19 protein-coding genes are annotated in these 23,421 nt (G+C 59.0%); 1 reads left to right on the forward strand and 18 read right to left on the reverse strand.

Translation table 11 applies throughout. The annotated features are described in order from the left end of the window. Nucleotides 1–12: 12 nt before the first annotated feature. Both msbA and CKW16_RS04790 read right to left on the reverse strand, forming a co-directional pair. On the reverse strand, nt 13–1,818 hold the full coding sequence (gene msbA, locus CKW16_RS04785; protein ID WP_095127433.1) for a lipid A export permease/ATP-binding protein MsbA: 1,806 nt from the start codon (nt 1,816–1,818) through the stop codon (nt 13–15). Nucleotides 1,819–1,833: 15 nt separating this feature from the next. Next, on the reverse strand, nt 1,834–3,006 hold the full coding sequence (locus tag CKW16_RS04790; protein ID WP_095127434.1) for an O-antigen ligase: 1,173 nt from the start codon (nt 3,004–3,006) through the stop codon (nt 1,834–1,836). Between the two features lie 142 nt (nt 3,007–3,148). Between CKW16_RS04790 and CKW16_RS04795 the strand changes: the two genes are divergently transcribed. After that, entirely contained in the window at nt 3,149–3,715 is a 567-nt protein-coding gene (locus CKW16_RS04795; protein ID WP_256580444.1) for a toluene tolerance protein, read from the forward strand. Here the strand turns inward: CKW16_RS04795 and CKW16_RS04800 are convergent. The 16 genes from CKW16_RS04800 to glnE all read right to left on the reverse strand — a co-directional run bounded on the left by CKW16_RS04800 (nt 3,710) and on the right by glnE (nt 23,122). Then, nucleotides 3,710–4,804, reverse strand: a complete 1,095-nt coding sequence (locus CKW16_RS04800) for a glycosyltransferase (RefSeq protein WP_095127436.1) — start codon at nt 4,802–4,804, stop codon at nt 3,710–3,712. The genes CKW16_RS04795 and CKW16_RS04800 overlap by 6 nt on opposite strands. 214 nt (nt 4,805–5,018) lie before the next feature. Next, complete coding sequence (locus CKW16_RS04805) at nt 5,019–5,975, reverse strand: glycosyltransferase (protein WP_095127437.1); 957 nt, start codon at nt 5,973–5,975, stop codon at nt 5,019–5,021. Then, nucleotides 5,972–7,402: a PIG-L family deacetylase gene (locus tag CKW16_RS04810; protein WP_095127438.1), complete on the reverse strand. Its 1,431-nt coding sequence runs from the start codon at nt 7,400–7,402 to the stop codon at nt 5,972–5,974. The genes CKW16_RS04805 and CKW16_RS04810 overlap by 4 nt, the downstream gene beginning before the upstream one ends. A gap of 8 nt (nt 7,403–7,410) precedes the next feature. Beyond that, nucleotides 7,411–8,307, reverse strand: coding sequence for an antimicrobial resistance protein Mig-14 (locus CKW16_RS04815; protein WP_095127439.1), 897 nt, complete (start codon nt 8,305–8,307; stop codon nt 7,411–7,413). Continuing rightward, nucleotides 8,307–9,437 carry a glycosyltransferase gene (locus CKW16_RS04820; RefSeq protein WP_095127440.1) on the reverse strand — a complete coding sequence of 377 codons (1,131 nt, stop codon included), beginning with the start codon at nt 9,435–9,437 and terminating at the stop codon, nt 8,307–8,309. Before CKW16_RS04820 ends, CKW16_RS04815 begins: the two co-directional genes overlap by 1 nt. Next, complete coding sequence (locus tag CKW16_RS04825) at nt 9,421–11,178, reverse strand: carbamoyltransferase (protein ID WP_008146248.1); 1,758 nt, start codon at nt 11,176–11,178, stop codon at nt 9,421–9,423. Before CKW16_RS04825 ends, CKW16_RS04820 begins: the two co-directional genes overlap by 17 nt. Before the next feature lie 227 nt (nt 11,179–11,405). Beyond that, a complete protein-coding gene (locus CKW16_RS04830; protein WP_095127441.1) occupies nt 11,406–12,284 on the reverse strand; it encodes a DUF3800 domain-containing protein in 879 nt (292 codons plus the stop codon). A 71-nt stretch (nt 12,285–12,355) separates the two neighbouring features. Beyond that, complete coding sequence (locus CKW16_RS04835) at nt 12,356–12,691, reverse strand: YceK/YidQ family lipoprotein (protein WP_095127720.1); 336 nt, start codon at nt 12,689–12,691, stop codon at nt 12,356–12,358. A gap of 236 nt (nt 12,692–12,927) precedes the next feature. Beyond that, entirely contained in the window at nt 12,928–14,379 is a 1,452-nt protein-coding gene (locus tag CKW16_RS04840) for a lipopolysaccharide kinase InaA family protein (protein WP_095127442.1), read from the reverse strand. After that, nucleotides 14,379–15,131, reverse strand: a complete 753-nt coding sequence (locus CKW16_RS04845; RefSeq protein ID WP_095127443.1) for a lipopolysaccharide kinase InaA family protein — start codon at nt 15,129–15,131, stop codon at nt 14,379–14,381. The genes CKW16_RS04840 and CKW16_RS04845 overlap by 1 nt, the downstream gene beginning before the upstream one ends. Further along, nucleotides 15,128–15,862, reverse strand: coding sequence for a lipopolysaccharide kinase InaA family protein (locus CKW16_RS04850; protein ID WP_095127444.1), 735 nt, complete (start codon nt 15,860–15,862; stop codon nt 15,128–15,130). The genes CKW16_RS04845 and CKW16_RS04850 overlap by 4 nt, the downstream gene beginning before the upstream one ends. Beyond that, nucleotides 15,862–16,668 (reverse strand): lipopolysaccharide core heptose(I) kinase RfaP, encoded by an 807-nt coding sequence (rfaP, locus tag CKW16_RS04855; protein WP_095127445.1) that lies wholly within the window; start codon nt 16,666–16,668, stop codon nt 15,862–15,864. The genes CKW16_RS04850 and rfaP overlap by 1 nt, the downstream gene beginning before the upstream one ends. Continuing rightward, nucleotides 16,668–17,789 (reverse strand): glycosyltransferase family 4 protein, encoded by a 1,122-nt coding sequence (locus CKW16_RS04860; RefSeq protein WP_095127446.1) that lies wholly within the window; start codon nt 17,787–17,789, stop codon nt 16,668–16,670. The genes rfaP and CKW16_RS04860 overlap by 1 nt, the downstream gene beginning before the upstream one ends. After that, a complete protein-coding gene (rfaC, locus tag CKW16_RS04865) occupies nt 17,789–18,850 on the reverse strand; it encodes a lipopolysaccharide heptosyltransferase RfaC (protein ID WP_095127447.1) in 1,062 nt (353 codons plus the stop codon). Before rfaC ends, CKW16_RS04860 begins: the two co-directional genes overlap by 1 nt. 1 nt (nt 18,851) lies before the next feature. Next, the gene (gene waaF, locus CKW16_RS04870; RefSeq protein ID WP_095127448.1) at nt 18,852–19,886 is read right to left on the reverse strand and encodes a lipopolysaccharide heptosyltransferase II; all 1,035 of its coding nucleotides are present in this window, start codon (nt 19,884–19,886) and stop codon (nt 18,852–18,854) included. Between the two features lie 296 nt (nt 19,887–20,182). Continuing rightward, nucleotides 20,183–23,122, reverse strand: a complete 2,940-nt coding sequence (gene glnE / locus CKW16_RS04875) for a bifunctional [glutamate--ammonia ligase]-adenylyl-L-tyrosine phosphorylase/[glutamate--ammonia-ligase] adenylyltransferase (protein WP_095127449.1) — start codon at nt 23,120–23,122, stop codon at nt 20,183–20,185. Between the last annotated feature and the right edge of the window lie 299 nt (nt 23,123–23,421).

Raw genomic sequence — 23,421 nt, forward strand, 5'->3', positions numbered from 1 at the left:
CCTTTTGTGGGGTCAGGCGATGTCGCCAACCGGGGCGTCGAGGCCCATCGCATGCAGGCGCGAGTAGTATCCGTTTTGCGCCAGCAGTTGAGCGTGGGTGCCGCGCTCGACGATTTCGCCATGATCCATGACCAGGATCAGGTCGGCTTTCTCGATGGTCGACAACCGGTGAGCAATCACCAGCGTGGTGCGACCTTTCATGACCTGATCCAGTGCCGCCTGAATGTGCCGCTCGGACTCGGTATCGAGCGCCGACGTTGCCTCGTCGAGAATCAGCAACGGTGCGTTCTTCAACAAGGCCCGGGCAATCGCCAGGCGCTGACGCTGGCCACCGGACAGCAACACGCCGTTTTCCCCGACCTGGGTGTCCAGGCCTTGCGGCATCTCCGAGATGAAGTCCATCGCGTAAGCATCCGTGGCGGCCTTTTCAATGTCGGCACGTGGGGCGCCGGCCAGGTCACCGTAAGCGATGTTGTTGGCGATGGTGTCATTGAACAGGGTCACATGCTGTGTCACCTGCGCCACGTGTCGACGCAGATTGCGCAGACGATAGTCTTCGATTTCCACGTCATCGAGCATGATTTCGCCGGTTTCGTGGTGATAGAAGCGCGGAATCAGGCTGGCCAGGGTCGACTTGCCGCTACCCGAGCGTCCTACCAGGGCGATCATTTGCCCCGGTGCCGCCGCGAAGCTGATGTTCGTCAGCACTTCACGCTCGGTCCCTGGATAGGTGAAGCTCAGGTTGCGCACTTCCAGGTGGCCGCTGACGCGATCGCGCTCGACGGTACCCAGGTCAATCTCGGGTTCGACGTCCAGTTGCTCGAAAATGCTCTCGGCACCGGCAACGCCTTTCTGGATTGTCGAGCTGACTTCCGACAGCTGCCGAATCGGCTTGGGCAACAGTCCCGCCGCAGTGATGTAGGCCACCAGATCACCGGCGGTGGCATCGCCGCGCAGGAACAGCACCAGGAACATCAGCACCGCCATGGCGGTATAGATCACCAGTTGCAGCATCGGCGTGTAGACCGCGCCGGTCTTGGTCATGCGCAGTTGCTTGTTAGTGTTGCTCTGACTGGCTTCGGCGAAACGACGCTCTTCGTAGCTCTCGCCGCCGAAGCTGCGCACCACGCGATAACCCTGGATGGTCTCGGAGGCCACGTGAGTCACGTCGCCCATCGCCACCTGGATCTTCTTGCTCTGCTTGCGGAATTTTTTGCTGGTGCTGCTCACCATGATCGCGATGATGGGCAGGATCGCCAGCATCACCAGGGTCAATTTCCAGTTCATCCACAACAGGTAAGCAAACAGGAACACCACGGTCAGGCCTTCACGAATGACCACTTTGATAGCGTCCGTGGCCGCACCGGTGACCATGGTCACGTTGAAGGTGATGCGCGAAATCAGGTGCCCGGAGTTATGGGTGTCGAAATAACGGTTGGGCAATACCAGCAATTTGTTGAACAGCTCGACACGCAAGTCGTGGACCAGCCCAAGGGAGACTTTGGCCAGGTAGTAGTTACCCAGGAAAGACCCCAGGCCTTGCCAGGCGGCGATCAGGATGATCAGCAGCGGCACGGCCATCAGCAACTGCAAGTCTTGCAGATAGGGAACAGTCGGGAAGAGCACCGCTTCGGGGTTGCTCAAGCCATCGACGAAATACTTGAGAATCCCCGCGAGCATGGGCTGCGTCGAGGCAAAGATCACGAAGCCGACGATACTCACCAGGAATAGGCCGATATAGGGTTTTACATAACCCAACAGCCGAAAATAGATTTTCAGGCTGGAATCCTGTCCCGCTTTGGGCGGTGCGTCACTCATCGTAGAGCTCACTCGTTAGGAAGAACGCGAAATTTTATCACAAACGTCGGAATTGACCCGCGACCATACCAACACACTGGCCAGGCCAACGGGCAACCAACTGATGAACCACTCGGCCCTTGGCGTTCCAGTCAGGCTGGCCGCATCGAATTGCATGGCCAGGGATGAAAATACCCATATGCCGATGACGCCTTGACCATATAGCGTTTCCCGGGCTTTCCAGGCCTCCCGTAAAACTGCAAGCCATACCGCGCACCACAACAACAGCCCCGGCAGACCCAGCTCGATGGCGACATGAGTGAAGAGGTTATGGGCATGGTCAAAGGACAAGCCGTCGGCGAGCACTTTATAGTTGCCGCCAAGGCCCAGACCGCGCCATGGGTGCTCGGCAATCATTTGCAAGCTTGCCATCAGAATTTGCGGACGATAGGAAACACCGCGAGCCATAACCAAAGGCTCGAAGAACCAGAAAGCCAACATCGCCACTGTCAACGCAGATAACGCAACGACGCGACTGCGTCGATCGCGGCACCAGATCGGCATGACGAGCAACGTCAGGAACAACGCCAAGGCAGCACCACGACTCTGGCTAAGCACGACAAACATGCCAAGGAAACCCAGCGCTACGACCCAGACCGCTTGTATCCAGCGCGCGCGCGGTACCCAATGAACAAGCCACACGGCCGCCAATCCAATAACGTAGCCACCCAGAATCGGGTGAGACAACTCGCCCAAACCTTCAACGCGCGCGTACCAGACGTTGCCATCGACCCCATAAAATTTGACGGTGGCAACCAACGCAGTCAACGCCAGCCCAATACCGCCCCATTGCATGATACGAATGATTCGCTCGGACCGGGCATTGGCAAAAACCGGAAAAAAAAGCAGGAATACGCCGATGTACAACAACCGCTTGACTTCGCGACTCGGCATCTCGTCGCTCGTCCAAGAGAGGCTAATCAATGACCAGACCAGCAGACCGAGCATCGGCAGGTAGACCCAGCGCTGCTCATATAGGAGTTCTCTGATCCGAGCCCGCGCTGACCAGCTGAACACCATGGCCGGCAGCCATAGCAGTGCGACCAACCCTTGCTGATAAAGTTTGTTGGTAGGCGCAACGGCGATAGCCAGCAGAAACCACAACAGACCTGACGTCATCCATACTTGCGCCCAACGTGTTTCTTGCATCAAATTGCTCCTTAGACAACCTAACCCGGCATGGTTAAAACTGAAACTTTTCGGCATCATTGGCCGCCACAGTGCCCGCGTAATTCCAACAAGGCTTTCTATGATGCAATGCTCCCGGCTTCCGCAAGACGCTTTAAATCAAATGATTGAAGCCGCCAGAGTACTGGAGGCCGACAGCTACGGCCCGAAAGTTTACCTGTTGCAGGATGGGAATATCCTGAAACTGTTTCGTCGCAAGCGTATTTTATCTTCCGCGTTGTTTCGTCCGTACTCGAAACGCTTCATCGACAATGCCGCCGAACTGCACAAGCTTGGCGTACCTACCCTTCAGGTCCTGCAGTTCTATCGACTGCAAACCCCAGGCATGACGGCGGTGCTTTACCAGCCCCTGCCGGGAGAAACCCTGCGCCAGATCGCCAGTAAGGAAGGGTTCAACTGGCAGCAGACACTGCCGGCTCTGACGGGGCTGATACGTAGCCTTCATATGTCAGGGATCTACTTTCGGTCACTGCACCTGGGCAACATCGTGGTCACGCCGGACAACCGAATGGGCCTGATCGATATAGCGGATATGCGTTTCTTGCGGGCGCCACTGCCCAAGCATCTGATCAAGCGCAACCTGCAGCATTTCGCTCGCTATATTGCGCGCGAAAACCTGAACGACAGCTTTCCAATGCAGGCACTCGAGCAAGCTGTTCTGGCATCATGAAAGCAATGCACGGGCCGTCTGACTGAAGTTCAGCCAGGCCTGGTCAGGGGCCAGCTCCTGATACTGGCCTGCCGCGATATCTTTCGCAGAAGCGCTGGACGCTCGCACAATAATATCGCTCCAGGCACTGACGTCCTTTACGGGGGCATACCAACCCGTGTCGGCCAACTGCTCGCGAAACACTGGCAATTCGCTGGAAATTACGGGGACACCCGCCATCACCGCCTCTTGCATAATCAGTCCCAGGCCCTCGTCCAGTGAAGGGATAGCGACCCAGTCGAAGGCCCTGTAAAGCCGCGCGGCATCATTCAGATGGCCGGGCAAGGAAACACTCGCGCGCAACCCCAGGTGATCAATGCGTGCTTGCAACGCTTCTCTGGCAGGCCCTTCACCGATAATCACCAATCGCAGATCGGGCCGCTGCTTCAATGCAGAGGCGAAGGCCTCGATCAGACAGGCAAACCCCTTGTTTTCCACCAATCGCCCCACCGCACCGAGCACAGGCGTGCCATCCAGGGGCAACCCCAATCGGGCGCGAGCCTCCTCGCGAGGGAGTACCGAGGAGCGAAACACGGCAGGGTCAAACGCACTACGCAGTGTCATGACCGGCATTTGAAGGTCTCGGCCCAGCGAGGCCGCCAAGGTGTTCGACACTGCGACCAATGTCAGCCGGGACGTCGAGAGCTGGTGGAAGAGGGCTCGATCTCCGGCACGAACTCGCGTGGAACCATGAACAATCACCACCGCGTGGATGTTTGGCAATGTTTTGATAAGGGGTAAAAGTGTGTGAGCTACCCCCAAGCCATCGAGCAGCAAAAGGTGTGCCCCACTCTGCTTGAGGGCTCTCTTGAAAGAGGCCTGCATCCAGGGCTTCATCAGCCGCCAGAAATGCCGCCCTTTCAAACGGGCGGAGGACAGTTTCCATTCCCGGGTTTCGCCAACATTCACTCCAGACCCTGACGCGCAGCCCTGAAGTAACCAGGTCTTGACCGATGCGGTAGGGCCGGCCTGCGACAGTATTTGCTGATGAACCTTGTGAATTGATGCGAACGGCGCACCGCCGGACCACATAACGTTAAGGATACTCATAAGGCAACAAGCCAACGCATGGAACTATGCAGGTACGCTGCGGCGCACTTAATTGAGAAAACAGCCAATGCAGACTCCCGGCATTAGAGACAATGCAAACTTGATGTGTTCGCGACGAACGCGCGCCTTGCGCTGATGCTCAATCGACAGCTGTACGTGGAGGCCAAAACCGGCACGCCGAACGACATCTCCTTCCAGCGCCACAGAAACCCTGTCAAACGCCCAGCTTCAGGCGCACTTTTTCCAGCAGACTCAACGGTGCGTGAGGACGCAATGCTGGTTCGAGCTCCTCGACGATACGCTTCCCGATATGCGCAAAGCTGAACTGGCCAACCACCAGTTCACGACCATTGCGAGCGATACGCTGCGCCAGCTCCGGGTCAGCCCGTAGCCTCGCGAGTTTTTCCTGAAGCTGCGGGATACTTTGATAGAAAACAACGTTGTGCATATCGTGCAAACCCAGCGCGCTGCTTTCAGCCGTGCCCTGATCATAAGCCAGCAGCACACAACCACACGCCATGGCCTCGAAATTCTTGATCATGAATTCGCCCATACCGACGTCGGCGCTGACGAAGTAGCGAATGCGGTTAAGCGTATCGCAGTATTCCTCACCCGACTTGGTACGCGTCACCACCAGAGGTTCGACGCGCGCCAACTCATCGAGCAGTGCTTTGCGGCCGCTATAGGCGACGCTGTTGGTACTGCCTACAAATGCCAGTTCGATATCTCGCTCACGACCTTGATCTTGCAGCAGCGACTGGTCGTATCCCTTGGGAACAAACACCGCATCGAAACCTTCCTCGCGCAGGCGGTCGGCGACCATGAAACCCGAGCTGATCACCCGTGCCCAGGGTAGCTTGCGGTAATACGCGCTGAACTTTCCGGTGTACTTGCACGGGATGTAATTCTGGTACGCATCGTGTTCCAGAATAACCAGATTGGGCAGGGTCTGGATGAACCTCACCTGTCTGATTTCTTTTTTGAATCGCAGGAAAAAAACAATCCGGTCGTAGCGGGTCACATCGACATGCTTGCGAAAGTATCCACGCAAGTCGTCCTGCTCTGCGCTGGTCAGCTCACGCTTGTCGCAGTCGCAGTGCTCGGCGATACCGTCATACAGTCGATCGAGGATCGCTCGCTGCTCTTTCTGCACCAGAAACAGAACTTTCAATTGGTCTCTCTCTTTCCAGACAGCTCTTGGACCCAGAATAATTCGTGGCGGCGGACTGCTTTACGGAAGAACTCGTTTTCGCCGAAAACCGGCCAGCGTCGGGCCGCCAGACAACGTTGTATCGCCCGGCGAAGCAAACGCTTGAGGGGAAGTCGGGGCTGAAGGTCGTGCATCATGCCCAACGACATAGCCTTGTGCCACTGTTTTTCGGCCGACAGACAAAGTGCCCAAGGACGCAACGGTTCGTGATTATTGATCTGTGGCGGCAGTGTCACACCGGTACCGGCGTCACCCATTGGCCAGCGATCGTTGTCGTGTAGATGATTGGCGTAATGCAATAAGGTTTCGGGCTGCCAGGCTGTACCGTTCAGTGCCTGCATCACCGCTTGCTGTGAGCATAGATGGTCTGGGTGCGGGTCGAAACGCGGATGTGGCAAAACAATGACCTGCGGCTGGATACGCTCGATCAACTCACTCAGATCGGCCAGCAGATTGTTCCAGGACGGTATGCCATCGACGTCACTGCCCAGGGCAAACGGATTGAACCGTCGAAAATATCGGGTATCGCCAAGCTGTGCCTCACGGGACACCACGGCCTCGGCCGGTGCGCTTTGCATGGCGGACAATTGCAGGCAGAAATACCCCAACTGAATACAGCGCTCCTGAGGTACGCCGCCCCACAACGGCACGCTGATGCTATCCCAGGCGCGAAGCGAGCCTTTCAACCGGGACGCTTCGACGCCGTTGAGCCCCATCTGCTGATAGTGCCCGGCCTCGATTTCGCCGGCAGTCAAAGTCACGATCCAGCTTTGACTGGCGCTGCTGTACAACCCGAAGGCGGCCAACTCGGCATCGTCGGCGTGGGGCGCGATCACCATCACCCGTTGACGGCTGTAATCCGGATGCTCGAACGCCCTGAGCACCGGTTCACCCAGCAGTCGGCAGAAACGCCCATGCAGGCGTAACTCACCTTGCGACAGAACCTGCGCCTGACCACTGAGGTTGAGGTAACGCAGGCCGTTCACACCACGCTCGAAGGTTTGTCGGTCCGGGTTATCCCCCCCCGACAACTCGACCACGGGATCGATGAAGCGTCCCAGCCAGGTGCTTTTTATCCGCAGCGCCAAAACCAGGGTGGCGTCGTCGACCAGCATGACGCCGTCGTCCAGGCGCAAACGCTCACCGTCGAGGTGAACCTTGGGCTGCTGGGTGTACGGTGGAAAGCTGTACTGATAATCGTCTTTGGGCGAATAAAACAAATGGTCGGCAAACCAGGCCTCGTGGGCAATCCAGCCCAGAACCGCGAGCACCAGCGGCAACCACCAGGTCACCAACACACCGATGGCAATCAATAGCACCAGCGCGATGAACAGACCGATGCGTTTGTTGCGCCGATGGCGCTTGAGCAATTGTTGTTTGCGGTTCATGGGCTGGCTCATACGGTGAACACCGGCACAGGATTGCACCAGCGATCCTTGTATTCACGGTCGGCACGACCGAAAGAAAAGCGCAACGGTTTGTCCAACGACCGGGCATGCTCCCAGGCGCTTTGCGTATTGAGAAAACTCAGCACGCTGCCCGGACTGAATTCGCGGGTTTCGGGATCGACGCCGCCATTGATGTACTCGACGCTGATCCACTGCGGTGTCTCGACACGGTAGACCAGTTGAATCGCTATCGGCGCATCGTTGAGGAAAATCACCGAGCCGATCAGCAAATCACGCAGTAACTCGATGACCTCAGCCATGCGCTCGGCCCCCGTCGCCGGGAAGCCCCAGCGACGCTGGAACAGGTCGCAATAGATCGCCGCCAGTTCACTGCTGGAAAACTCCGCGACCGGCCGGACCACTCCGCCCGCTTCTTCCAGCAATCGCAATTCACGGCGCTGGTTGTAGCGAAACTTCTTCGACAGTTCTTCGGGAGTCCGGGCCATCGCCAGCTGTTCGGCCTGCAACTTGATACCGGTGAAGCGGCCTTCATTCAGTGCCGACAGGTAGCGCCCACGATGACGCAGCGGCGCTTGTGCATCGGCAGCGGCCGGCAGGATGAACTCGGCATTACCGAGGTCGAACAGACCTTTTTTACCGCAGCGCTTGAGCACATCCTTGGACAAGGCGAGGTCGCGGCCCCAGGTCGGGATCGCGGCTTTGACTTCACCGTTTTGCTCCCAGGCCAGGTAGCGCACAGGAATGTCGGCCAACTGCGCCAGTCGCTCGACCACCATGGGATGAGTGGCGACGCTGCCGCCATATCGTTGCCAGGCTTCAGCATATGTCGAGGCGTCGACTACCGCCCAGCCACGTTCGCGCCAGCCTTGAAATCGGTTGAGCATCAGCCCCTCGGTGCCAGTTCGGTAACGTGCGGCAAACGCCAGAAAGCATCGCGCACCGCGCGGTCGGAGAAGCGTTCACGCAAGCGATCGAGCATCAGCTCGGCGCACTGGTGATGTTGCTGCTCGTCCATCGCGGCCAGATGTTGCAGCCCTTGAGCCAAGTGTTCGGCATCGCCCAGCGGGAACAGAATACCGACGCCCTCGACCACTTCCTTCGCCCCGCCACACGCCGTGGCGAGCAAGGGCACACCGGCGGCCATGGCCTCCAGCAGCACCATGCCGAACGGTTCGTGATCGGAACTCAGGGCAAACACATCGAAGGCACGGAAATAACGTCGAGCCTCAGGCACCTGACCGAGGAACAGCACGCGGTCGCCGATACCCAACTCACGGGCCAGGGCCTTGAGGTCCTGTTCCAGTCGACCGGCACCGAGAATCACCAATTGACTGCTGGCTGGCAAACCCGGCAACGCCGCAGCAAAACCGTGCAGCAGCGTGGTCTGATCCTTGTCCGGATGCAGCCGTCCGACATTGCCGACAACCCAGGCATCCGGCGCCAGGCCGAGGGTTTCCCTGGCCTCGCGAACCGACACCTGGCTGTCCTGCAAGGTCTGCACATCAATACGGTTATAGAGCGTCTGAATCCGCGCCGCCGGCCACTTCGGCAGGCAATGACGCATGTCGTCGCGCACGGCATCGGAAACCCCGAGCAGACTCAGGCGCTTGCGGAAAATACTCGCGAAGAGTTTGCGCGTGCCGCGCTTGTAATCGTCAAACGCGTGATGCACGCCAATCACCGGCAACGATGTGCCGAGCAAGGCGATATAAATAGGCTTGAAACGGTGAGCGATGCAAAAACTGAAATTGCGCGAGGCGGCGATCTTGCGCAGATCGCCGATGGCGCCCAGCTTCAGGCCACGAATGGCCTTGGAGCTGTATTCCATGAACAGCACTTCATCAGAGGCGCAGCCCGCGGCGACCTCAGCATCGGCAGCCCCGGTCAGAAACACCGTGGTCACTCGATAACCGGTCCCCGCGAACAGGCTGGCGTACTGCCGGGCGCAGTCCAGAAACGGCCCGTCATAGCCGTGACAGAACTGCAGCACATGGCGTTCAGCCGAGCGTGTCATATGCGTCCGCGCCCTCTTTGACCACCAGGATATCTTCCATGATCAAATACTGTAGATCGGAACCGAAGAACATGTTCAGGGCGTCCGTCGGCGAGCAGATCATCGGTTCGCCACGACGGTTGAGCGAGGTGTTCAGCGACACGCCGTTACCGGTCAGCACTTCCAGCGCCTTCATCATGTCGTAGTAGCGCGGGTTGTATTCGCGCTTGAGCACCTGGGCCCGGGACGTACCGTCTTCATGGACGACTTCCGGCACGCGGGTCTTCCACTCTTCCGCCACTTCAAAGGTGAAGGTCATGAACGGCGCCGGGTGATCGATCTTGATCATCTGCGGTGCAACGGTGTCGAGCATAGACGGGCAGAAAGGCCTCCAGCGCTCGCGGAACTTGATCTGGTGGTTGATGCGGTCAGCCACGCCAGTCGCACTCGGGCAACCAATGATCGAACGTCCGCCCAAGGCGCGCGGACCGAATTCCATGCGGCCCTGGAACCAGGCCACCGGGTTGCCATCGACCATGATTTTGGCGATGTTTTCCGGCATGTTCTCAAGCTTGCGCCATACCGGCTTGCTCGGGTGACGGGCACACGCGGCGAGCACATCTTCGTTGGTGTACGACGGGCCGAGGTAGACGTGTTCCATCTTCTCGACCGGCACACCACGGGCGTGGGACACATAGGCCGCCGCGCCAACCGCGGTGCCGGCATCGCCGGACGCTGGCTGCACAAACAGTTCTTTAACGTCATCGCGGGCGATGATTTTCTGGTTCAGCTTGACGTTCAACGCACAGCCACCGGCGAAGGCCAGCTTGCCGGTTTCCTTGAGCACGTCGCCCAGGTAATGGTCGATCATCTGCAGCGAGATCTTTTCGAACAGCGCTTGCATGCTCGCGGCGTAATGGATGTACGGCTCGTCGGCGATGTCGCCTTCGCGCTTCGGACCCAGCCACTCGATCAGCTTCGGAGAGAAGTAGAAACCCTTGCCCTTCTCTTTATAACGACGCAGGCCGATGACGTTGGCGTAGTCGGTGTTGATCACCAGCTCGCCGTTCTCGAACGAAGCCAGGCGCGAGAAATCGTATTTGCTGGCATCGCCATACGGCGCCATGCCCATGACCTTGAACTCACCGTCGAGCATCTCGAAACCGAGGAACTCGGTGATCGCGCCGTACAGGCCGCCGAGGGAGTCCGGATCGAAGAATTCCTTGATCTTGTGGATTTTGCCGTTTTCGCCGTAACCGAAAAAGGTCGTGGCGTACTCACCCTTGCCGTCGATCCCGAGGATCGCGGTTTTCTCTTTGAAACCGGAGCAGTGGTAAGCGCTGGAGGCGTGGGCCAGGTGATGCTCGACCGGCTCGATCTTGATTTTCTTCGGATCGAAACCCAATTGCTCGAGGCACCAGACAATCTTGTTGCGATAGCGCTTGTAGCGACGGTTACCCATCAGGATCGCGTCGAGCGCGCGGTCCGGGGCGTACCAGTAACGCTTGGCGTAATGCCAGCGAGCCTTGCCGAACAGGCTGATCGGAGCGAACGGAATCGCTACCACATCAACGTCGGACGGCTTGATGCCAGCCTGCTCGAGGCAGAACTTCGCCGACTCGTAAGGCATGCGGTTCTTTGCATGTTTATCGCGCACAAAGCGCTCTTCCTCAGCCGCCGCGACCAGCTTGCCGTCGATGTACAACGCTGCGGAAGGATCATGGCTAAGGGCGCCGGACAGGCCAAGAATCGTCAATGCCACAGGGGTCTAGCCTCTTTAGTCTGCATGCAGGCGCAAGGCGCCTCAAAGATTAATGTGCCCTCGCAAAGGGCGAGAGGCAGCTAAAGGGCGGGATTATAGCTTAAAAGCGACGGCAAGCCTCTAGCGGGAAGTGGCAAGCTGGCGCGTTGACAGATGACGGACCTCGACATAGACTCCTGCGCAAATGGACTGGGGGATCCCGGTCGGCGTTGTGGCCTCGGTGAGTTTCACCGGGGCTTTTCGCTTTCTGAGAGAGGGAAAATTTTTAACCCCCAATTCTCGAAACCCTCTCCCACATTGTTACGCCCACCACTGCAGTAGAACTTGCGCTTGAGCACGTCAAAGGCACGATTTTCTTGCCCCGACCGCAAAACGCTCATACCAATGGGTCTTGCAACAAGATCCGCTAGCTGTAACCCCGTGGAATTCACTTGTTTGGTTGCAAAGACGATGTCGAACGGCAGTTGTATGCCCAATCTGTTCGCGCCATCGCACATGCGACGAAACTCCAGTTCAAGCTCATTATCCTCCCGCTTCCCTCGACGCTCGAAAATCACATGAGTTAAAACGCTCTGTTGATTCTTTTCCTGCAAATACTCATAAAGCGTTTCAAGGCAGAATCCGAGCGCGACGTGATAAGGATTGTGGACAGGACCTTGCTTTTCGCGAAGAGCGGCTTTGTCGATAACGCAGCTGATCAGGACGAAATTGCTGGCATCAATGATTCCCGTCAACTCATCGAGAAAGGCATGTTTGTGTTGCCTTGATGTGAAAAGACTAGAGAACGCTCCCTTTTCTTTTAGGATTTCCAATTCATGCAGACCGATCAGGTCATGACCCATATGATTAAATTTGAACTTCTGAAGGGCAGGAATAACCTTTTCGCAATAATGCCTTTTATGAAACGCACAAAATGCCAGCACAAACATTGGGTAGTTTGGATCTAATGTTTGCATCCCATGATCGCCGCTCTCATCCACATAGATTATGAAATCGCTGTACCTCCCGGACGGAGGTAAAAGCTTTTCCGCCTCAACATTAATTTCAGCTTCGCTTTCGTTTTCAAAAAGAAAAAACTGTTGAGAGGGCAAAACCGGGGGCGACACGAGCTATTCACCTGTTGTTCTTCGAGCCAAGTGCGTCAGGTGTAGCACTGACACGCCGGAATACAAAAGAGTTACCCGCGGCCTGACCTCCAGTAAATACTGATATTGCCGTCGGTAGCCTGCCGGTAAACCGTATAGGGCAGAAGGACGGTATCGAAAACACCCGACAGGGTGAGATCCACCAATACGAACGGCAAAAGAATACCCGTGGGATCAGGCGCTGCATTTAATACGCAAAAATCGAACGCCAGACCACTGTAGATACGTGGGATGGACTGACAGTAGGTCTTTTGCTTTCTAAGGCTACGAGCCGCGTCCTCTTCATCCTGCAGTACCGTAATAGCGGTCCCGCAGCCTGATAAAACCAGTGCAAAAGTGCTCAGTAACACCGTCATTTTTATCGTCAAAATCTGCCCTCCGTGAACGTCAGGCAAACTAGCATCGCGGCTATTCAGGGCACAGTTCATGGGCTCTGTAGATCATGTAGGACGATTCATAAAAACTTGTCCCCTTGTGACACTCACGACTTCTTCGCTGGATGTGTCGGCCTCTTCGCGAGCAAGCCCGCTCCCACAGGGGATCTGTGTTGTAACGAAGATCCCTGTGGGAGCGGGCTTGCTCGCGAAAGGACCGAAGGTCCGATTCAGGCAGCGCTGGAGATATCTTTGGGAAGACGCTGATCAATGACCCGATACAGCGCACTGCTCTCAGGCCAGTTACGCATGAACCTCGCCCGATCCCGCGCATAGGCCGGGGCGAAGCTGTTGAGCGAGGCGTGCTGACACATCGAATCCAGATCAATCAGCGCCCAGCGATCGTGCTGCCAGAACAGGTTATGCCCCTTGAAATCCCCGTGACTGATCCGCTCGCCAATCAGCTCGGCAAACAAATGATCCAGCGCCTGCAACTCGGCTTCTGGTGCCTCACCGCTTTCAACGTAAGGTGCAAACCGCTCGATGATGTCCGGCCCCGGCAAGTACTCGGTCACCAGATAAGCCCGACTGCGCAACCAGAGACAACGCGTCTCCAGCAACGCCAACGGCTTGGGCGTGGCGATGCCGAGAAACGCCAGGCGATTGCCTTCGCGCCAGGAGTGCCAGGCACGGCTCGGGCGCCAGAAGCGTTTGAGCCAGTGGGCAAAACCTTTGATGTTGTAGCGCTTGATCACCAACGTACGACCAGCCACCTCGACCTTGCCGACGCTCGCCGCGCCGCCGGTCTTGTACAGATGGCCCTGATCGAGCAACGCATCGGCCTGCTCCAGCACCGGCAGCATCGCTGCCTCTTCCTCGCGGCGAATCGCCCGCAAGCCAAACGCTCCGCGCTGGACACTGAACAGCGTGCATTCGCGGCCGACCTTGATCAGGAAGTCCTTCAGACGCCAGGTGCGAACCTTGCTGATCTGCTTCTGCAACGCTTCCATCGGCAAGGCATGCTCGCCATTGCTCAGCAGGTAATACACCAGCAATTCTTCGGTGAAGGGCTCCAGCGTCTTGGGCAACTGGGCAAAAAACACCCCGAGGTTTTCCAGGACTTTCTGCCGCGAGAGCGGTTGGCCCGGCGTTTCCGTGCGGATTCCGGCACCGTCGATCAAATACAGCCGACCGCCCTGGCGCAGCAGGTTGTCCAGGTGCAGATCTTCCTGCCACAGGCCCTTGCGGTGCAATTGACCAATCGCACCCAGCGCATCAGCCAATACCGCCGATTGCTCATCCGCCAGCATCGGCAAATGTTCGACCTGTTTCCAGGCATCCCCAAGGCTTTCGGCGCCTTCAAGGAAATCAAACAGCAGCCAACCACCCTCGCCGTCCTTCAGGCCATCAGCCAGCAACAACGGCGTGGTCAACCCCTGAGCCGCCAGCAACCGCACGCCGTCCAGCTCACGCTGAAAATGCCGCGCCGCTTTGCTGCCGACCAACAATTTGGCCAGCACCGGCCGCCCACGCCAAACGCCGGCACCGACATAACGCTGCCCCGGCAACACCCGCAACAGACTCAGCAACTGCAACTCGGCAGGGCCGGCGGCATCGGCGAGTGGAATATTCAGCGGCAGGCTCGGGCTGCGGCCAGCGTTTTTCAGCTCGGACAAACGCATCAGCGCGCCTCCTTATGAGTGCGCCGCGCGGTCAGTCGCGCAAGCCAGCTGTCGATCAGCGAACTGTCTTGCGATTGATCCAGATAGGCAGCCAGCAGCTCGCGCAACTGCGCTTCGCTCCACTCAGGCGCCCGACGCAGCAACGGCTCCAGGTCTTTGGCCCGGTCGCGCAGACCAAACAGCAACGGCCGGGTCTTTTCCAGGTCGATCAACTGGGCCAGGTAACCGTCGCCGCTGGCCTGGAGAAAAATGTGTTTGGGGTAGAAGCAACCATGAACCTGACGCGCGCCGTGCAGGCGCCGAGCCAATTGCCCACAGGCCTGCAGAATGGCCGAATGCTGCGCCGAACTCAGGTCCGACCAGCGCTGCAACAGCGAATCCAGGTCATCCCAACCGTCCAGGGCACGGGTCAGCAGAATCGCCCGGACTTCGCCGTTGACCTTGCGCTCACCGAAAAACGCCGCCTTCAGCGCTGGAATACCGAACCTTTCATAGCGACTGATATTTCGAAACTCACGGGCAAAGCTCGGCTCGCCAAAGGGCGCATGCAAGGTGCGCATCTGGTAGTTGCTCTGGCGTTTGAGGTAGTAGCCATGACCTTCCAGATCCAGCCGAAACACGCTGCTCCAGCCACCGCGAGCGGTGTTGGGCTCATCCACAGCATCGAGCTGCCTGGCCCAGAGTGCGTCGAAGGTGCCGAGGCCGTGACGCTCAAGCAGCGCACGGTCTTCAGCGGCCAGAAAATCAGTCATTCGCGTCCCTCGAAAAATCTCACCACGTGCCGGATCCGTTTTTTATCGGCAGCATTCAGCCGATCACACTGACGGTATTGCAGGTAAAAGCGCAGGCGCTGGGTAGCCGACAAGTGATACTTGGCGACCTTGTCCAGACACGCCAGGTCCTTGGTGATCCGGTACTTGAGCCAGAAGCCGCGCCAGAAATCGCCATTGGGGCAGTCGATCAAAAACAGCCGGGGCTCATCGTCGATCAGCAGGTTGCGCCACTTCAAATCGTTATGGGTAAAACGATGGTCGTGCATGGTCCGGGTATAACCCGCCAGCTGCCGGCTGACGTTGTCGACCCAGGCGCGGTCCGCCAACTTTGGATCATGCCGCTCGGCCAGGGCCGACAAGTCTTCGGTATGCGGCAGCTCACGGGTGATCATCGCCCCGCGATCATAAGCCGCGCCGCGACGCTCCAGGCCCCAGGCCACCACTTCAGCGGTGGGAATGCCCCACTTGGCAAAGCGCTTGAGGTTCTGCCACTCGGCCTTCACCCGGGGTTTACCCAGGTAGCGGCGCAGACCTTTGCCGGCACCCACGTAGCGTTTGACGTAATAGTTGACACCATTGCGCTGGACGCGAATGACCTCGGACAACAGGTCGCGCGTCAGGCGTTCGCCCTGAAGCGCAAACACAGCCTCAAGACTGCCGAAATCTTCTGCCAGATCGTTGTACGCAGGCTCCAGTTTCCAACCCGCCATCAGAGCGCATCCCCGTATCGCTGTTTACGGTCGTAGAGTTTGTTGGCCTTGCCTTCGAGCCAGGTGAGCAACCCGGCTTCCTCGCCCAGGATCTGGCGCAGCGGTCGCTGGAAATAGCCCTTGAGGAAACGCAATTTGTCGCGACGGGTCAGGCCAATGTCCAGCGCTGAAAAATACAGCGCCGCCAGGTCCTTGTTGCGCCAGCGTTGGGTAATCGTCGGACGAGTCTGGGCACGGTGCAGGTCGATCACCGAGAGCTTGAAATCGTCGGCCGTCACCGGTTTGTCGGTGTGCAGCAGAAAGTGGCAGATGTAGCAGTCGCGATGGTTGACCCCGGCGCGGTGCATCATGCCGGTCATGCGCGCGACTTCGGCGATCAGCGCGCGCTTGAGTCTTGGCTCGGGCGGGTGCTTGACCCAGTCGATGCTGAAGTCTTCAAGGCTGACAGTGGGCGCCAGCTCTTCGGTGACGATGAACGAATGCCGGTCCGCCGGGTTGCTGCCCTTCTCGCCATAAGCCACTGCGGTCATGGTCGGCACCCCGACTTCTTGCAGGCGCTGAATGGCCTTCCATTCCTGGCCAGCACCGAGCACCGGCAACTTGGCCGTGAGCAGGTTCTTGAAGATCTCGCCCCAGCCAATGCCACGGTGGATCTTCACGAAAAAGCCACTGCCATTGACTTCGGTACGCAGGGTCCGGCGCGCTTCAAGTTCGCGGTATACCTCGCCCTGGAGGCCCTCGACTTCAGCGAACGGGTCGCGTCCGGCCCAGAGGCTCTTGAACGGTTCAGCCAGCATCAACTTCATTAAGCGTGCTCCGCCAGAATCACATCGGCCGCGTGCTGCGGCATGCTGTAGAGGTCGGCCATCTCGGCGAAGGCCAGACCATTGCGGCTCCAGGCCGCCCGTGCTTGAGCGTCGTTCAACATACCGGTCAGGTACTGAGTCAACTGCGCCTGATCGAAAGGTTCATCCAGCACCAGACCGGCGTCAGCCTCGGCGATGTAATGGGCGTAACCACACACCGCGCTCACCAGCACCGGCAACCCGGCCACCAGGGCTTCGAGCAACACGGTCCCGGTGTTTTCGTTGTACGCCGGGTGAATCAACAGATCGGCGCCGAGCAAAAAACGCGGGATGTCGCTGCGGCCCTTGAGGAACGTCACGTTATCGCCGAGCCCCAGTGTGGCGCTCTGCATCTGGAATAATTTGGGGTCATCCTGGCCAATTACAAACAGCCGGGTGCGTTTCTTCAGATCGGCGGGCAATGCGGCCAGCGCCTTGAGGCTGCGATCCACGCCCTTGGTCTTGAACCCGGAGCCGATTTGCACCAGCAGCAGATCATCGTCTTTCAGGTTGAATTCGCGACGGAATTCGGCTCGGATCTCGGCGGCATTGGCCGGCGCACGACGGTCCTGAGAGATACCCGGCGGCAGCAGATGGAAGCGTTCAAGCGGCGTGTCGTAATGCTTGATGAACAGCGGCTGCTGGACTTCGGAAATCATCAGCACTTCGGTCTTGGCATCCTTGGCGAACACGGCGCGCTCATACTCGGCGAAGTGCCGGTAGCGGCCCCAGCGACGGTACAGCGAGTTGCGCAGGTTCTGCGCCTTGTCTTCGAAGCAGCCGTCGGCGGCGTAGTAGACGTCCAGGCCCGGCATTTTGTTGAAGCCGATCAAACGGTCCACCGGACGCTTGGCCAGATCCGCTTCCATCCATTCGCTGAGCTTCTCGTTGCGTCGATGATTGAAGAACGCCTTGACCGGCGCCACCAACACTTCGAAGCCCGGTGGAATGTCGCCTTCCCAGATCAGCGTGTAGACCCGAATCTGATGGCCGCGCTGCTGACATTCCAGGGCGATGCGCATGAAATCGCGCTGCAAGCCCCCGAATGGAAAGTACTTGTACAAGACGAATGCCAATTGCATCAGCGCAGCTCCTCAGCCAGTAACAACGTGCTCAGTCGGGTCGCGACACGCTCGGGATTCAGACGCGTGAAGCACAGGGGCCACTCGCGTTTAAGGTCAAACTGACGGGCATCTTCGGCCGTCGGTTGATACGTACATCTCTTTTGCATACACGGTGCACAGGGGAAATCGCTGGCGATGTGAATCTGCGCTTTACCGTAGGCACCGGTCAGGCCCGGGTTGGTCGGGCCGAACAGCGATATCGTCGGCACGTCCAGTGCAGCGGCGAGGTGACCGAGACCGGTGTCCACCGCCACGCAGGCTTGCGCGCCGGCCAGTACTTTGCCGACACCCGCCAGATTCAGCTTGGGCAGCACTTCGACATGCCTCATGTCTTTGGCGATGCGCTCGGCCCGGGCTTTCTCGATCGGATTGCCCCACGGCAGCTTCACCGCGACACCGAGATAGCCGACGCGCTCGGCCAACTCGCGCCAGTAGGCTTCAGGCCAGTGCTTGGTGTCCCACGTGGTGCCGTGCAGGAACACCACGTAAGGATTCTTGCGCGGCAATTCCACCAGTCGCTCGACGTTCAGGCCGTAATCGCCCAAGCCTTTTGGCAGGTCGTAACCCAGGGCCACGGCAAACAGCTGACGCACTCGCTCCACCGCGTGTTGCCCACGGGCCACGGCCAGACGCCGGGAATAGAAGCGTGCGGCAATCGGCTCGCGGGCCGAGTTTTTATCCAGACCGGCCACCGGAGCTTTGGCGTATCGGGTCAGCAAGGCACTTTTCAGCAGGCCCTGGGCATCGATCACCAAATCATATTTGTTAGCGCGAACGCTTTGCTTGAAGCGCTTCCACTCGCCACTCTTGATGGTCTGCCAGATGTTTTTGCGCCAGCGACGGATCGCCACCGGAATCACCTTGCCCACGGCCGGGTGCCAGCTCGGGATTTCGGCGAAGCCTTCTTCCACCACCCAATCGAACTGGATGCCGGGGATCGCCCGTGCCGCGTCGGTCAACGCCGGCAACGCATGAATCACGTCGCCCAGCGAAGAAGTCTTGATCAGCAGTACCCGCAAACTATTTGACCTCGACCACAGTGCCCTGCAAACGCTGCAAGGCTTCGTTCACCGCTTGCGGCATGAGCTGGCGCAGGCAGTTGTAATGACCGAAGCGACACGTGCGATCGAAGCAGGGACTGCATTCGATGCCCAGGCGCACGATCTGTACGTGTTCGGCCAGTGGCGGCGTGAAACCCGGTGACGTTGAGCCGTAGACCGCCACCAACGGGCGATTCAGCGCGGCGGCGACGTGCATCAGGCCGGAGTCGTTGGACACCACCGCGTCGGCGCAGGACATCAGGTCGATGGCTTCGGCCAGGGAGGTGCCGCCGCTGAGGTTCACCGACTCTTCACGCAGACCGGGAATCAGCCGTGAACGGATGTCTTCGCCGACGGCGTGATCGTTTTTCGAACCGAACAGCCAGACTTGCCAGCCTTCGCGGATCTTCGCTTCGGCAACCTTGGCATAGTGCTCGGACGGCCAGCGCTTGGACTCGCCAAACTCGGCACCGGGGCACAGCGCCAACACCGGACGGTCGAGGGCCAGGCCGAACTTGGCCATTGCCGCCTCGCGAGTGTCCGGGTCGATCTGCAGGCTCGGCCGCGGATAAGGTGTCGGCAGCTCGGCACCGGGCTCGTAAGCCAGGGCCATGAAGCGTTCGATCATCAGCGGGTAACGTTCTTTATCCAGCGTGCGCACGTCATTGAGCAGGCCGTAGCGGAATTCGCCACGCCAGCCGGTGCGCTTCGGGATGCCGGCGAAGAACGGCACCAATGCCGACTTCAGGGAATTGGGCAGCAGGATCGCCTGGTCATACTCGCCGGCCAGGGATTTGCCGATGCGCCGACGCGTCGCAAGCTCCAAAGCACCGTGACCGAGCGGAAAGCTCAAGGCCTGGCGTACTTCGGGCATGCGCTCAAGAATCGGCCGGCTCCACTCGGGGGCCAGCACGTCGATTTCGCATTGCGGATGGCGCTGCTTGAGACACTGAAACAGTGTCTGCGCCATCACCATGTCACCGACCCAACTGGGCCCAACGATCAGAATTTTCATGTGGTTTCCATAAACGAGCCGGGGAGGCATACGCCTCCCCTCCTCGAGAATCCAGCACCTGCAGCCTTGGCTGTCAGGTCATTTGGACGAGCCGGTTGGGGCTCGTCGGATCAATTTTGTGCACATCCATGCGATACAGCTTAGCGCCTTCAATCTACCAAACACCGCAGATTAACTGTGGGAGCGGGCTTGCTCGCGAAGGCGGAGTGTCAGTCGCCATCAATGTTGAATTTAATGGCCCCTTCGCGAGCAAGCCCGCTCCCACATTGGGTATCGGGTGTTGCAACAATACGGTTTCAGCTTAGCCCCAGCTCGCGCCAGATCCGCACTACCTGCCGACGTTCGTCCACGAACTGGTCGCCCGGTATCACCCCGGCGTCCTTCTGCAAGGCCTGCCGGTGAGCGGCTGAACGGTAGGCTTTATAGGCCTCGCGCAACAGGCTGGCGTCTTCGGCGGGTATCAGCCCTTCCTCCTCCAGCCCTTCCAGAATGCGGATATTGTCAGTCCAGCGCAGCAATGGCGGGTGCGATTCGGACCACGCCAGGGCCGCGTATTGCACCATAAATTCAATATCGACGATACCTCCGGCGTCCTGCTTGAGATCGAACGGCGCCGTGGCCTCGAAGGCATTTGCCCCGGTGCCGGCCGCGGTGCTCTTGCTGCCTAGGTTATCGCGCATTTTTGCGCGCATCTCACTGACCTCCTGGCGCAAGGTTGCAAGGTCCCGCGGCTTGCCCAATACCGCCGCGCGGACTTTCTCGAACGCCTGGCCGACGTCCGGGCTGCCCACCAGCACGCGCGCCCGCACCAGCGCCTGATGCTCCCAGGTCCAGGCTTCATTTTCCTGATACCGGGCAAACGCACCGAGCGAACTCACCAGCAACCCCGACGCGCCGGACGGCCGCAGACGCATGTCCACTTCATACAGCTGACCGGAGTTGGTCTGGGCCGTGAGCAAGTGAATGATCCGCTGCCCCAGCCGGGTGAAAAATTGCGCGCCGTCGATAGGTTTCGGCCCGTCGGTTTCCGCCTGCGGGTCGCCATCGTGGATGAACACCAGGTCCAGGTCCGAACCATGCCCCAGTTCCAGACCGCCGACTTTCCCGTAACCGACAATGATGAAACCGGGATCGCACAAGGTGCCGTCGGTGCGCTGCGGCGTGCCGTATTTGGCCACGGTCTGGCGCCAGGCCAGGGCCAGCACTTGTTCGAGGATCGCTTCGGCGAGCCAGGTCAGGTAATCACTGACCTTCATCAACGGCAGGCTGCCGGCGATTTCCGAAGCGGCGACGCGCAAACGGTGCGCCAGTTTGAAATGTCGCAGGGCTTCCATCTGTTGTTCGAGGTCGTCTTCGGGAATCCGCGTCAAACGCTCGCGCAACTCGGCGGCCAGTTCCGGCGCCAGCGGCGGTTTGAACAGCCGACCTTCGTTGAGCAATTCATCGAGCAGCAGCGGGAAGCGGGTGATCTGTTCGGCGATCCACGGACTCGCGGCGCACAAGGTCAACAAACGTCGCAGAGCGCCGGGGTTTTCGGTCAGCAACACCAGATACGCGGAACGACGGGCCACCGCTTCCACCAGCGGCAATACTCTTTCCAGCACCAGATCCGGGTTGGCGTGCTCCACGGCCTGAGCCAGCAGCCGCGGAATAAAGGCATCGAGTCGCTCGCGACCCAAGCGTTGCATCGCGCGCAATTGCGGACTGCTGCGCAAACCGGCCAACGCTTTCAGGGCTTTGGTGGCATCGACGAAGCCGCCCTCTTCCAACTGACGGCAAGCGGCCTCTTCGTCCTGAGCCTCCTCCCACAACGGCAGCCATTCACCGCCGACCACCACTTCGCTTTCGGTGCCTTCCTCTTCGTCGGGGTCGGCGATTACCTGGCCAAAGTGCCAGGCCACGCGACCGCGCCAATACATAAGTTGCTCATGGAAAGCCTCCCAGTCGGCAAAGCCCAACATAAAGGCAATGCGCGCCTGATCCTGCGCACCGTCCGGCAGCATCTGGGTCTGGCGGTCGGCAATCGCCTGGATCGCGTGCTCGGTGTAACGCAGGAATTCGTAGCCTTCACGCAGTTCACTGATCACCGCCGGCGGCAGGTAACCCTGACCTTCCAGCGTGCTCAGTACTTTCAATAGAGGACGTTGCTGCAAGCTCAGGTCGCGGCCGCCGTGGATCAGCTGGAACGCCTGGGCGATAAATTCGACTTCACGAATGCCACCGGAGCCGAGTTTGATGTTGTCGGCCATGCCCTTGCGCCGGACTTCCTGCTGAATCAGCTGCTTCATGGTGCGCAGCGCTTCGATCGCAGAGAAGTCGAGGTAACGCCGGTAAACGAACGGCCGCAGCATGTCTTGCAATTGCGCACCGGCCACCTGATCGCCGGCCACCACCCGCGACTTGATCATCGCGTAGCGTTCCCAGTCGCGGCCCTGATCCTGGTAATACTGCTCCAGCGCGTTGAAGCTCAGCACCAATGCGCCGGCCGAACCGTAAGGCCGCAGGCGCATGTCGACGCGGAATACAAAACCATCGACGGTCATCGGGTCCAACGCCTTGATCAGACGCTGGCCGAGACGAATGAAAAATTCCTGGTTATCCAGCGAGCGTTTGACCCCGACGGTTTCGCCGCCCTCGGGATAGGCGAAGATCAGGTCGATGTCCGACGACAGGTTGAGCTCCACCGCGCCGAGTTTGCCCATGCCGAGAATGACCATCTGCTGCGGCTCGCCGCTGCGCCGGCCGGTCGGCACGCCGAACTGCTGACAATGCCGTGAGTACAACCACTGATAGGCCTGATCGATGCTGGCATCGGCCATGTCCGAGAGGTCGCGGCAGGTCTGGATCAGATCGCACTGACGCGTCAGGTCGCGCCAGATGATCCGCACTTGATGACGGGTACGTTGACGACGCAGGGCGCGACCGAGCCCATCGTCGGTTTCCGCTGCATTCACCGCGGCCGCAATCTGTGCGCACAGCTCGCCGGGCGCAAAACTTCGGTCCAGCTCACCGGACTGCACCAGCTCCAGCAACATCAGTGGGTCACGGACACTTTGTTCAATCACGAAGTCGCTGGCAGCGGTGACGCGGGCGAATTGCGCCCAGCGTTCAGGCGTCCAGCCGGCCAGGCCATGATCGTCGGGAAGCCCCGCGACGGCCGTACGGAACGACTGCTCGGCGCGGGTGACAAACGGCAGGAGGATGCCAGGCAGTTCGGCAAGCGAAGGGAGGCTCATGGTCTATCCTTGATCGGCGTGTAGAGGGCTGCATGTAGTGATTCGCGAGAATGCACTACCTGATCGACTGTCGAACAAAGGTTAGAAATAGCTGAAATTTCTTTATTTTTGGCAGACAGCATCAAGCTTTCACCTTTTCTGGTTGGCAAAAGACCAACCTTAACGATTATTCTCACAACGCAGCTGGAGGCCACAAGCCGCTCATCTGTAGTTTTACTACTCGTATATACATTCGAAAGGCTGAAATGCCCGATGATTTGTAGTAAAACTACACGCCGCCGGAACAACCTCTCGGCAAT

The sequence above is a fragment of the Pseudomonas sp. Irchel s3h14 genome (assembly GCF_900187425.1).
In the GTDB taxonomy this organism is placed as follows: Bacteria; Pseudomonadota; Gammaproteobacteria; order Pseudomonadales; family Pseudomonadaceae; genus Aquipseudomonas.